Source organism: Longimicrobium sp. (genome assembly GCF_035474595.1).
GTDB lineage: Bacteria > Gemmatimonadota > Gemmatimonadetes > Longimicrobiales > Longimicrobiaceae > Longimicrobium.
This window is the reverse complement of sequence record NZ_DATIND010000083.1, coordinates 1-12,362: the sequence shown is the minus strand read 5'-3', so window position 1 is coordinate 12,362 and position 12,362 is coordinate 1. Positions and strand designations below refer to the sequence as shown.

Here is a 12,362-nt window from a genome sequence, read left to right as displayed (position 1 = left end):
GCGTACCCCCTTCCCGATAACGGGAGGGGGTAACTTCGTGTGCTCCGTGCAGAGGGTGACGCACTCGTCGGATGGTGGTGTGTCGCGTGACCCTCACCAAAGCATCCAAGCTGCACGAACGCCGAGGGCCCGCGGAGATGCATCCGCGGGCCCTTGGCTATTCATCTACCGAAATTCCCGTCTTTTCTGCCGTCACCGCTGAACTTCTCCCCAGCCGCTACTGCTGGTCTGCGGGGACGATGACGACGCGCTCGGTCTTGCCGCGTCCGAAGACTTCGGGGGAGTACATCTCCTCCGCACGGGGCGGGGGGGCGATGAACTGGCCCGGCGTGGTCGCGCGCGCCACGTAGCTGTACGTGTACGTGCCCGCGCGCAGGAGCGAGGTGAAGGCCTCGGCGCGGTCGTCGCGCAGGTTCTGGTGCTGGTACCAGTACGTGCGCCACCACCAGCCGTAGTCCATCGGCCGCGCGCCGGCCTGCGCCGGCGGCGTGGCCTGCGCGCCGCGCAGGTCCGGGTTCACCGGCTCGAAGCCGGCCGGGAGCGGGTCCACCAGCGCCACGTGCACCCGCCGCGACGGCGCCGTCATCGTGAGCGTCACCCGCACCCGCGCCCCCGCCTTCACCCGCCACCGCCCGTCCGCGCCCAGCACCACGTCGCGCGGGTCGTCCACCGCCTCGTAGGTGCGGCTCACCACGAACCCCGCGTCCAGCGGCAACAGGTCCAGGTCGCGCGGGGCGTAGCGCAGCCCCGCGCGGTAGTACAGTCTCCCCGGCCCTTCCTTGCCGATGGTGACCGACTCCGGCCGCTGCTCCTGCAGCACCCGCATGGGCACCGAGGTCACCGCGCGGTCCGCCTGCCGCCCGCTGAAGGCGTGGCTCCCCGCGAAGCGCTCGCCCAGCCAGATGCGCGCGACGAACTCGGGCGTCTGCCCCTCGAACGCGTGGAAGTAGCGGTCCAGCGCGACCAGCACCCACGCGTTCTCCTGCGTGTTGTCCCACCGCCCCCGCACGCGGTGCCCCAGCAGCCCGCGCACCACCTTGGGAACCAGCGGGTTGTCCGGCTGCGCGCCGATCAGCGCCTCGAGCACCACGCCGTCCGTCCGCCGCTCGCTGTGCAGCAGCAGGTACTCGCCCTCGGTGTAGCGCGTGGCGAAGGTGGCGGTCGAGGGCGTCTCGGTCGCCCGGTTGTTGATGATGCGCAGCAGCTCGGTGCGCTCGGCCGCGAGCGAGGCCTTTCCCGTGGCCGCGGAGAGGAGCCAGCCGGCCTCCTCCACGGTGATGGAGTCGCGCGGGGCCGCGGCCATGAAGCGCCGCACCGCGTCCTCCGCCCCCGCGTCGCCCATGCGCGCGCGAACGTAGGTGGCGTACGCCTCCAGCGCGCGGCGCACGTCGGCCGGATAGTCGGACGGGACGTTGCGCGGCACCTCGCGCAGGTAGCGCAGCGAGCGCTGCATCACCTCGGGGGGTACCGCGTATCCCTTCTCCTGCGCCCGCTGCAGCGCGTGCGCCGCGTGGATGCTGACGTAGGGGAACGACGGCTGGCCGCGCCGCCAGAACCCGAATCCCCCGTCCGGGTTCTGCCGCGCCGCCAGGTCGCGCACGTCGGTGTCGACCGACGCCCGCAGCTGCTCCGGCGGGGGAAGCTCGTCGGCCTTGAAGGCGTACAGCACGTCGCGCAGCGCGGTGATGCCCAGCATCCGCGAGGCGATCTGCTCCGAGCATTCGTAGGGATAGCGGACCAGGTACAGCAGCGCGTCCGTCAATTCCTGCAGCGCGGTCGAGGAGGTCGACACCTCCAGCCCGCCGAACGCCGGGATCGCGTCCGCCGGCACCCGCAGCGGCAGGGTGACGGCGCTGTCGCCGGCGAAATTGCCGTAGGTGGCGAACGCCTCGGCCGTGGCCGGGGTGTAGACGGGGAGCGTCCCCTCGGCCGCGTCCGACAGCGCCGCGGAGGCCGCCGCCACCTGGAAGCGCGCCGTTCCCGCGCGGGTCGCCTCGGCGGCCAGCCGCACCTCCACCCGGTCGTGCGCGGGGACCACCACCTGGCGCCCCGTCTCGGCCACGTTCACCCCCGTCGCCCGCGCGGCCACGTTCACGGTGAGCGGCGCGCCGGTCTGGTTCTGGATCACCACGGGAAGCTCGAAGCGGTCGCCCCAGTTCAGGAAGCGCGGCGCCGACGGGCGCACCATCAGCGGCTGCCGCGCGGTGATGGCGCTCTCGCCCACGCCGTACTTCGTCCCCCCTTCCACCGCCACCGCCGTCACGCGGTAGCGGGTGAGGTTCGACGGGAGCTTGAAGGGCACCACCGCCCGCCCGTCGGCATCCGTGCGCACCGTGGGCGCGAAGAGCGCCAGCGCGTCGAAGTTGCTGCGGACCGCGATGGGCACCGGCTGCGGGCCCGCGGCGGGCGCGCCCTCGGGAGACGGCGGCGGAGGCGGCGGCGGGGGAGAGGGAGGCGGCGGCGGAGGCGGCGGCGCCGAGGCGTCGAACTGGGCCGTGGGCATGGCCGCGCTGGCCATCATGCGCGACCGGGACTCCGAGCCCGTCGCGGTGGCCACCAGCCCCTGGAGCTCCAGCGCCGCGGGGACGAGGGAGATGCGGAGCGGCTTCGGCGCCTCGGACGCCACGGTGACCCGCTCGCGCGCCGGGGCGTACCCGTCCATCGTCACCACCAGCGTGTGCGCGCCCGACGGCACGTTGGAGATGCGGAAGCGCCCCGCCTCGTCCGACGTCGTCTTCAGCGCCGTGCCCTCGACCGCCACCGTGGCGCCGCCCAGGTACCCGCCGTTGCGCGCGTCGACCACGCGGCCCACCAGGGTGTGCGCCGCGGGCTCGAAGTCCGGCTCCACCACCTGCACCGCCTCGCGCAGCCGGATCTCCTCCACCCCGGGCCCGCGCATGGGATAGAAGGTGCCGATCGGGTTGCCGATGCGGTGGCCCGAGAGCGCCAGCACCGACTCGTCCACCACCACCAGCGCCACCTCGGCGTTGGCCACGGGGCGCCCGGCGGCGTCGCGCACCTCCACGCCCACCGCGGTCTGCGCGTCGGGCGCGGCCGCGGTGTCGCGCGGGAGCGGCTTTACCGCCAGCTTTCTGGTCGCCGGCGGGACGGAGAGGTTGGTCTGCCCCACGGCGTACAGCACGCCGCGCGCGCCCTCGCCGTGCCGCCCGTCGCTCGTGCCGACCAGGTCCAGCTGCACCCACACGTTCGGCACGTCGGCCTCGGTGATGGGAACGGAGAAGGAGGAGGTCGAGCCGTCCAGCCGCACCTCCTCGGTGCGCGCGATGCCGTTGCGGCGCAGCGTCAGCAGCCCGCGCGAGGGGGTGAACGAGGTGCGCACCAGGATGCGCGCCGTGTCGCCCACCGCGTACGTCTTGCGGTCGGGAACCAGCTCCACGCTGCGTTCGCCGCTCTCGCCCGGCGGGCCGGCCAGGTAGCCGCGCCCCGTCACCCACACGGTGGTGCTGCTCTCCGCCGGCCGCCCCTGCGCGTCGCGCGTCGTCGCGGTGATCTCGTACGACCCCGGCTCGGCCGCGGGGAAGATGCAGCGCACCGGGCGCGCGTCGGACTGCCGCGTGCACGTCACCGGATCCCCCGCCACCTCTTCCCAGCTTCCGGAGATGTTCCTCCAGGAGCGGCGGACGGCCTTCACCTCCACCGTGCGCCCGGCAACCGGCTTCCCGTCGAGATCGACCGCGACCACGTCCAGGTCGATGGAATCGCCCGCGCTCACCCACGGCTTCTGCGGACGGAGACCGACGTAGATGGCGGCGGCGTGCACCAGCAGCGACGCATCGGCCGACCAGGTCTGCCGGTTCACGTCGGTCACGGTGGCCTGCGCGGCGACGACGTAGGGGCGCGGGGGATCGGCGGAGTCGAAGGAGATGCGCAGCACGTGCTCGCCCGCGGCGTTGGTGGCGCCGTCCAGCGTGGCCGTGCGCGTCGCGCCGCGCGACTGGTAGACGCCGCGCCAGACGCCGGGGCTGGAGCCGAAGGTCCACTCGTCCCACCCCGGCGGCGAGTAGTAGCCCGGCATGGCGCTCACCACCCAGTGCACCGGCGCCCCGGGAAGCCCGCCGCCCGCGAAGTAGGCGGCGCTGGCGGTGATCTCGGCGCTGCCGCCCACGAAGTGCGGGCCCTCGGACGCGGCGGCCGTCACCGTGTACTCGGGGCGCCGGAACTCCTCCAGCCGGTAGCCGAAGTTGAACATCGTCTGCCCCGCCGGGCCGCGGGGAACCATCCGCACCTCGATGGTCCCGCTCCCCAGGTTGGCGTCCGCGGGCGGTGTGAACGAGCCGTCGTACCCGCCCAGCGCCGTCAGCGGCGATGTTCCCTTCGCCACCTCGTTGTGCCGCGAGTCGAACGCCGTCCACTCCACGCTCTCGCCCTCGCCGGCGCGCAGCAGCTCGGGGCCGCCCTCCTTCCCCGTCGCCATCCGCCGCACCCATCCCTTGAAGCGCACCGTCTCGCCCGGGCGGTACAGCCCGCGGTCGGTGAAGAAGAACATCGCCGCGCTGGCGCCCTGGCCGCGGCGCGCCCAGCGGGCGTATCCCCCGATCCCCGGCGTGACGAATGCCACGTCGCCGCCGGCGCGCGCCACCAGGATCCGCCGCCCCGCCTCGTCCGCCGGGAGCGCCAGCGTCGCCAGTCCCCGCGTGTCCGTCGCCCCCGCCACCGTCTCCGCGCCCACGCGGACCAGCCGCACCTCGGCGCCCGCGACGGGCGCGCCGTCCACCAGCGAGGTGGCCCACGCCAGCAGCTCCGTCTCGTCCGAGAACGCCGCCAGGCCGATGTGGGTGGCCTGCACCCAGGTGTACACGGCCTGCTCGCGCTCCTCCCGCTCCGTGCCGTCCAGCGCCTCGACGGCCACGATCACGTTCCCCAGCCCGTTCGCCAGCGCGGGGGCCAGGTCGATGCGCACCTCGCGCGGCTCCCCCAGCGGCGCGTCCACGGCGACCGCGCGGTCCACCACCGCGGTGCCCGGGAGCACGCGGCGGCCGGTGGCCGGGTCTCGCTGTCCTTCGCTGAAGCGGAACCAGTCCTCCGGCTGCACGCGCATCAGCCGCAGCCGCAGCCGCCGGTGCCCCACGGCGGAGATGGAGATGGCGCGCTCGGCCAGCGGGTCCAGCACCACCATCCCGTCGGGCCCCTCGAGCGAGGCGTACGGCGCGCCGACGTTGAAGGTGAGCGGCCGCGCGGGCTCCAGCGTCTGCCCGAAGCGGTCGCGGAGCCCGGGGGCGATGCGGACGGTGTAGCGCGTGTTGGGCTGCGTGGCGCCCGAGACGACCAGCGAGCTCCCGCTCACCCACGCCTGCATCCCCGGGATGGCGGGCGTCGCCGTGACCATGGACGGGCGGAACGAGGCCGTGTCGGCCTCGTTGGTCAGCTGGACGAAGAACGGGTTCCCCGGCCGGCACCCGCCGCAGCTGCTTTCGCGGACGCGGAAGGGGCCGTAGGTGCGGAACGTCCAGTACTGTCGGACCTCGGTGCGCCGCGGCCCCTCGGCCGAGGGCGTTCCCCGGTTCACGGCCACGGTGACCTGCGCGTCGCGCGGGAGCGGGTTCACCGTGCGGAAGGCCAGCCACCGCCTCGGCTCCTGCGTGTCCAGCACCGGCTTCAGCTCCACGTCCGCGGCGATCTCGGCCGCCGTGGCCAGGCGCACGGGAAACGACGCGCTCCCGGCGGTCACGGTGACGGCGCGCAGCACCGCCGCGGGGTCGATGCGCTGGTCGAAGGCCACGGCCATCACCGGGTGCAGCCCCGTGGTCCCGTACTGCGGGAGCGAGCCGATGGCCCGCGGCGCCGGGGTGGCAAAGGTCCAGCGCACCGCCTCGCCCAGCGGCCCGCCGGCCGCGCCGCGCGTTCCCGCCGGGATCTCGACCGTGTACTCGGTGGCCATGGGAAGGCGTCCCCGCGGCTCGAACTTCAGCGTCCGCACGTCGATCCACCGCCAGCGCCCCGGCGGCTGCGGCGTGATCCGCGCGGGCACCGCCTGCGCCGCCACGTCGGCCACGGAGCCGAGCGGCACCATCGGCTGGGAGAAGGTGATGGTGACCTCGGCGCCGGTGTCCACGTCGCCCTCGGGCGCGCGGCGGATCACGTCCAGCGGGGCGGGCGCCTGCGCGGAGACGGGGCGCCCGGCCGCCGCCGTGTCGCGCGGGGGGAAGGGCTCGGCCACGACGCGGCCGGCGCGCGGCGGCGGCAGCGTCTGCGCGGGGAAGTTGAAGGCGTCGGCCGGCGTGCTGTCGGCGGCGAGCGGGGCCAGGCGCGCCAGCAGCCGCTGCTGCTCGGCCGCGGTCAGCAGCCGGCCGGTGGCGGCGGCGGGGCGCGCGGCCACGGCGTCGCGGCCGGCCGGAGCGTCCAGCCGGAAGCGCAGGCCCGACGAGTCCTCGCGCACCACGCCGGGCTGGTAGACGACGCGCGCGTAGAGCCGCGGGATCTGCACGTCGCGCGGCTGCTGCTGGGCCTGGGAGGTCATGGGAGTGCCGGCGGCGGTGAGGAGCGCGGCAACGAGCGCGGAGCGGCGGATCACGGGCATGGACGGTGGGGTCCGGGTGTCATGACGCCAGCGGCGCCGGGGAGAGCGGGTCCCCCCGGCGCGCGGGTGGAGTGGATCAGCGGGTCAGGCGTGGCAACGGTCGTCCAGGCGGACGGCCATCCCCTGGTACACGCGCACGGCGGCCGGGCCGGCCATGCGGCGGTAGGTGGCTCGGGTCGTCTCGGGAACCACCAGGCGGCTGCGGACGCCGACCACCGCGTTCCCGCGCACCTGCAGCGCGGCCCAGCGCAGCCCGGCCACCGAGCCCGCCTGCACCTCGGTGAGGCGCACCATTCCGCAGGGCACCTTCTGGCCGATGGAGTACACGGGAACCGTGGACGGGTCCGTGGTCTCCATCCGGGACCCGGCCTCTTCTCCCGCGCTCACCGACGCGCAGGCGGCCAGCGGGGCCGCGAGCAGCGCGGCCATCACGTTGTGGCGCTTCATCTTCACCCTCCCCGGGCGGATGAGCCGCGAAGGGCGCGCTTCAGGAAAGAAAGCGCGCGCGAACCTCCGGAGGCGGAAGCATGCATGCCTCGGTCCGGCCGAACAGGCGGTAGCGGTTGCGGGCCACGCGGTCGTAGCAGAAGTCGGCCACCGCGCGCGGCACCAGCGCCAGCGGCCACAGCGCGGGCCACGGCGCGTCCATCCCCCGCGCGATGCGCAGCGCCGCCCGCGACTTCGTGAACGCGCGTCCGCCGTCCACCAGCACCACGGTGTCCAGCCGGTCCGCGGGGAGGCCGTGGCGCGCCAGCACCGCCCGTCCCGCGTCCGACTGCAGCGCGGCGAAGCGGAAGCGCCCGCGCCGGTCGTGGCGCAGGATCAGCTGCACCGAGCGGCTGCACAGCCCGCAGGTGCCGTCGTACAGCACCAGCGGCCCGCCGGTTTCCGCGATCTCCGCCTCCGCCATCGTCTCGCCCTCCAGCGTAGCCTCTCCCGCATCCCCGCCGCAATCTACCCGCCACCCCGCCGATTGTCCCGTCCCCGATCCATGAGGTGAACGGGAGGGGGATGGCGATTCTGACGCAGCGGAGCCACGATGAAGCATCTGCCCATCAATCGCGCTCGATCCGACCGCATGCCGGGTGCGAGTGGAGGAGGGTGGAAAAACGATTCGGGGGTGCGAGGCGTCTTATCTTCGTCACCCCTGCGATGGCGGAGGCACCCTTGCCCCGGCTCCGGATGCGAACGCGGATTCGCGCTTTGCGGAACCTTCGGCGGTGCGGGACGTATCAGCCCCCGTCTCCCCCTCAGGACCCTCAACCTGACCGCATCATGACTCTCGGCACCACCCTCCCGCGCGCGTGGCTGCGCGGCGCCGCGCTGGGCGTGGCGTTCACGGCCGCCGCCGCGGCCCAGCTCGGGGCCCAGGTCAAGGAGCTCGGCGTGGACACCGCCGGCTTCGACCGCAGCGTGCGCCCCCAGGACGACTTCTACCAGTTCGTGAACGGCAACTGGGCCCGCACCGCGCAGATCCCGGCCGACCGCGGCTCGTTCGGGGCGTTCGTGTCGCTGACCGACCGCAGCGAGGCCGCCGTCCACCAGATCCTGGACCAGGCCGTGGCCGCCAACGGCGCGCGCGGCTCCGACACCCAGAAGCTGGGCGACCTGTACGCCAGCTTCATGGACAGCGCCCGTGTGGAGCAGCTGGGCATCACCCCCATCCGGCCGGACCTGGCCCGCATCCGCGCGGTCAACAGCGCCGCGCAGTACCCGGCGCTCTTCGCGGCCGCCGCAAAGACCGGCGTGGGCTATCCCTTCGGCGTGGGGGTGATGCAGGACGCCAAGCAGTCCGACCGCTACACGGTGTACGTGCGCCAGGGCGGGCTGGGCCTTCCCGACCGTGACTACTACCTGTCGAGCGACGCCCGGCTGCAGCAGGCGCGCGACGCGTACGTCACCTACATGGAAACGCTGCTGCGCCTGGCCGGCGAGCCCGACGCGGCCGGCAGCGCGCGCCGGGTGCTGGCGTTCGAGACCCAGCTGGCCCAGCGCCAGTGGGACCGGGTGCGCAGCCGCAACCGCGACCTCACCTACAACAAGATGAGCATCGCGGACCTGCAGAAGCTGGCGCCCCGCTTCGGCTGGACGCAGTACCTGGGCGCCGCCGGGCTGAACACCCCCGAGGTCATCGTAAGCGCCCCCAGCTACATCGCGGGGCTCGACAGCGTGCTGGCCGCCGCGCCGGTGGCCGACGTGAAGGCGTACATGCTGGTGCGCCTGCTCGACAACTCGGCCGAGTTCCTGAGCACGCCCTTCCAGAACGCGCAGTTCCAGTTCCGCGGCCGCACCCTGGCGGGGCTGCAGCAGCAGCGCCCGCGCTGGAAGCGCGGCGTGGGGCTGGTGCAGCGCGGGCTGGGGATGATGCTGGGCCGGGCGTACGTGGAGCAGAACTTCCCGGCCGAGAACAAGGCCGCCATGGAGCGCCTGGTGCAGAACCTCATGGCCGCCTTCGGCCAGGGGATCGACTCGCTGTCGTGGATGAGCCCCGAGACCAAGGCGCAGGCGCACGACAAGCTGTCGCACATCACGGTCAAGATCGGCTATCCCGACAAGTGGCAGGACTACTCGGCGCTGCAGGTGGCCCGCGGCGACCTGGTGGGCAACCTGCGGGCGATCGGGGCGTACGAGTGGAACCGCATGACGGCGCGCCTGGGCCAGCCGGTGGACCGCACCGAGTGGGGGATGACGCCGCAGACGGTGAACGCGTACTACAACTCGACCAACAACGAGATCGTGTTCCCGGCCGCGATCCTGCAGCCGCCGTTCTTCAACCCGAACGCCGACGACGCCGTGAACTACGGCGGGATCGTGGCGGTGATCGGCCACGAGGTGAGCCACGCCTTCGACGACCAGGGGCGCAAGAGCGACGGCGCCGGCAACCTGCGCGACTGGTGGACCGCCTCCGACGCCAGCGCCTTCCAGCAGCGCGCCGACGCGCTCTCCGCGCAGTACGACGCGTACGTCCCGCTCGAGGGGATGCACGTGAACGGCAAGCTCACGCTGGGCGAGAACATCGGCGACCTGAGCGGGCTGGCGGTGGCGTACCGCGCCTACCGCAACTCGCTGCAGGGCCGCGAGGCGCCGGTCATCGGCGGCTTCACCGGCGACCAGCGCTTCTTCCTGGGGTGGGCGCAGGTGTGGCGCACGCTGTACCGCGACGCGTCGCTGCGCAACCAGCTGCTCACCGACCCGCACTCGCCGGGGCAGTTCCGCGGCAACGGCCCGCTGGTGAACAACGCGGCGTTCTACCGCGCCTTCGGCGTGAAGGAGGGCGACAAGATGTACCGCCCCGAGGCCGACCGCGTGGTGATCTGGTAAAGGCGTTTCGGTAGATGGTGATGGACGAAGCGGCCCGGTTCCCCAGCGGAACCGGGCCGCTTCGTCCATCCGGTCGATACTCATGGTCACCGGCGGATTCAAAGGTACAAAGACGTCATCCTGAGGCCGGCCACGCCGAATCCGGGCACTCGCCGGAGCCGGCAGGCCGAAGGATCCGTGGCCAGTCACGGCGGTGCCCTTCCGGCGCACACCATCCTCCCGCCGTTCCAACCCACGCATCTTCGCGGTAGATTCCGTGTACGCGACGTGATCCGCCGTGCGGCCACTTTCGCACTCTCGCACCTTCGCACTCTCGCACCCGATGCCCTCCTCCCGTCGCACTTTCCTCCGCACCGCCGCGCTCTCCGCGGCCGCATTCGCGCTCGCCGATCCGCTCGAAGCCGCGTCCGCCCTGCGCGCGTTCGCCGCGGACGCGGACGCGGACCGCGAGCGGCTGGCGGCGTGGCTGCGCGCGCTGCGGCGCGACGGGCTGGCGTCCGCGCGGGCGCCGCTGGGGCGCGTGGTGGCGCGCGTGGGCGAGCTGGCGGTGGGGACGCCCTACCGCGCGCACACGCTGGAGGAGTACCTCGCCGCGGCCGGCGGCACCCCCGCGCACGAGCCGGTGACGAGCTACCTCACCGTCTTCGACTGCGTGACGCTGGTGGAGTCGTCGCTCGCCATCGCCCGCGCGGCGGGGAAGCCGGAGGCGGGATGGGACGATTTCGTGCACGAGATCGAGCGGATGCGCTACCGCGGCGGGGTGCGGGCGGGGTACGCCAGCCGGCTGCACTACTTCAGCGAGTGGATCTCCGACAACGCCGCGCGCGGACTGGTGCGCGACCTGGGCCCGGAGCTGGGCGCTACCGAGGACCGGCGGCCGCTGCGCTTCATGGGCACGCACCGCTCCGCGTACGAGGCGCTGAAGGACGACGCCGTGTTCCGCGACATCGTGGCGATGGAGCGGCGGCTGGACGCGCAGCCGCGCCATCTCGTGCCCACCGCGCGCATCCCCGCCGTGCTGGACCGCATCCAGACGGGCGACGTGCTTGGCTTCGCCTGCTCCATCGACGGGCTGGACTGCACGCACACCGGGCTGGCGTACCGCGACCCGCGGGGCGTGATGCGCGTGCTGCACGCCCCGCTCTCCGGCGGCCAGGTGCAGATCAGCCGCGGCACGCTTCCGCAGTACGTCGCCGCCCTCCGCAGCGGCACCGGCATCCTCATCGCCCGCCCGCTGCGGGGATGAACGGAAGGTTCACGCAGAGAAGCAGGGCAGCGGAGGAGTTCTCTCCGCTGCCCTGATTTTCTGAGTGATATGATACCAAATCTGGCGGGAGAATCGGTGCATCTAGCCAAATCACGTGCTGTGGCGCCGATAGATCCTTCGGCCTGCAACCTCTCGCCTAGACGCTGGTTACCCGTGTGGTCGGCCTCAGGATGACGTCGGCTTGATGCGGCGAGAATACACGAACTGAATTCCCGGATTCCGTATGAGATGCTGTTCGGATGATCAGGCCGGTGCGGCGGCTGCCGAAGTTGCCGCGTGGACGAAGGCGCGCGCGAGCGGAGGCAGGTGCCCGTGCAGCGCCGCGCGCTCCGGCTGGAAGAGCGTGGCGACGAAGAACGGATGCTCCGGCAGCTCCATCGCCCGCACCGCGCCGTCGGGATCGAAGCCGGTGAAGCGCATCCCGTGGCGCTCCAGCACCGCGCGGTACTCCGGGTTCAGCCCGAAGCCGCACATGTACTCCTCCTCGATCTCCTCCACGCCGTAGATCTCCCGGATCTTCGTCCCGTCCGCCAGCCGCACGCGCCCGGCCACGCCGCGCAGCGCGCACGCCAGCGGCGCGACCAGCAGCGTGCTTCCGCCGGGGCTCGTCTCCGCGTGGTCGGCGTCCGCGAGCCCGCAGGCGTTGCGCGCGAACTCGATCGCGGCGTGCTGGAAGCCGCCGCAGGTGCCCAGGAACGGCATCCCGCGCTCGCGGGCGCGGCGGATGGCCGCCAGCGCGCCCTCCATGCTCCGGTACGGCGACGCGGGAACGCACCAGATGGCGTCCACGTGCCCCAGCGCCTGCTCCTCGTCGGCCGCGACCTCCTCCGTGGCAACCCACACCGCGTCCACCATCCGCCCGAGCGACAGCGCCGCCAGCCCCAGCGCCTTGGGGATGGCCCGGTGCGCGACCACTTCCGGGTCGTGGTCGCCGACCAGCGCGATGAACGTGGGCTCCATGGCGCACCTCGCGGGATGTTGGGGATGATCGCAAGATGCCGCGCCGCCAGCGCTTCCGAAAGCCTCTCGCGACCGGGGTGAGAGAGTGACGTCATCCTGAGGCCGGCCACACTGGACACAATCTCACACAATCGATTGCAGGCCGAAGGATCTGATAGCATAGCTTTTCGTTGACACGCGGCAAAAAAGAAAGAGCATGAGGCACCACACCCAATCGCCAGAAAGGGAGGTGCCCCATGCTCGTGCTGGAAACAAGTATCCAGCAGTTGCTGAAGG

At 73.0% G+C, this 12,362-nt stretch carries 6 protein-coding genes; 2 read left to right on the top strand and 4 right to left on the bottom strand.

From position 1 onward, the window contains the following. Positions 1-217: 217 nt before the first annotated feature. The 3 genes from VLK66_RS14380 to VLK66_RS14370 all read right to left on the bottom strand — a co-directional run bounded on the left by VLK66_RS14380 (position 218) and on the right by VLK66_RS14370 (position 7,448). Positions 218-6,538, bottom strand: a complete 6,321-nt coding sequence (locus VLK66_RS14380) for an alpha-2-macroglobulin family protein (protein WP_325310128.1) — start codon at positions 6,536-6,538, stop codon at positions 218-220. 84 nt (positions 6,539-6,622) lie between these two features. Next, a complete protein-coding gene (locus VLK66_RS14375; RefSeq protein ID WP_325310127.1) occupies positions 6,623-6,985 on the bottom strand; it encodes a hypothetical protein in 363 nt (120 codons plus the stop codon). 40 nt (positions 6,986-7,025) lie between these two features. Beyond that, positions 7,026-7,448, bottom strand: coding sequence for a thiol-disulfide oxidoreductase DCC family protein (locus tag VLK66_RS14370; protein ID WP_325310126.1), 423 nt, complete (start codon positions 7,446-7,448; stop codon positions 7,026-7,028). 365 nt (positions 7,449-7,813) lie between these two features. On the opposite strand from VLK66_RS14370, the gene VLK66_RS14365 reads away from it, so the two are divergent. Both VLK66_RS14365 and VLK66_RS14360 read left to right on the top strand, forming a co-directional pair. Then, entirely contained in the window at positions 7,814-9,859 is a 2,046-nt protein-coding gene (locus VLK66_RS14365) for a M13 family metallopeptidase (protein WP_325310125.1), read from the top strand. Between the two features lie 322 nt (positions 9,860-10,181). Continuing rightward, positions 10,182-11,105 (top strand): N-acetylmuramoyl-L-alanine amidase-like domain-containing protein, encoded by a 924-nt coding sequence (locus tag VLK66_RS14360; RefSeq protein ID WP_325310124.1) that lies wholly within the window; start codon positions 10,182-10,184, stop codon positions 11,103-11,105. Positions 11,106-11,369: 264 nt separating this feature from the next. On the opposite strand, the gene VLK66_RS14355 is transcribed toward VLK66_RS14360, so the two are convergent. Then, a complete protein-coding gene (locus tag VLK66_RS14355) occupies positions 11,370-12,086 on the bottom strand; it encodes a CTP synthase C-terminal region-related (seleno)protein (RefSeq protein WP_325310123.1) in 717 nt (238 codons plus the stop codon). Positions 12,087-12,362: the final 276 nt, after the last annotated feature.

Excerpts from the sequence above, each read along its gene's own strand:
- VLK66_RS14380 (WP_325310128.1), bottom strand. The coding sequence starts at position 6,538 with ATGCCCGTGATCCGCCGCTCCGCGCTCGTTGCCGCGCTCCTCACCGCC.
- VLK66_RS14375 (WP_325310127.1), bottom strand. The coding sequence starts at position 6,985 with ATGAAGCGCCACAACGTGATGGCCGCGCTGCTCGCGGCCCCGCTGGCC.
- VLK66_RS14360 (WP_325310124.1), top strand. The coding sequence starts at position 10,182 with ATGCCCTCCTCCCGTCGCACTTTCCTCCGCACCGCCGCGCTCTCCGCG.
- VLK66_RS14370 (WP_325310126.1), bottom strand. The coding sequence starts at position 7,448 with ATGGCGGAGGCGGAGATCGCGGAAACCGGCGGGCCGCTGGTGCTGTAC.
- VLK66_RS14355 (WP_325310123.1), bottom strand. The coding sequence starts at position 12,086 with ATGGAGCCCACGTTCATCGCGCTGGTCGGCGACCACGACCCGGAAGTG.
- VLK66_RS14365 (WP_325310125.1), top strand. The coding sequence starts at position 7,814 with ATGACTCTCGGCACCACCCTCCCGCGCGCGTGGCTGCGCGGCGCCGCG.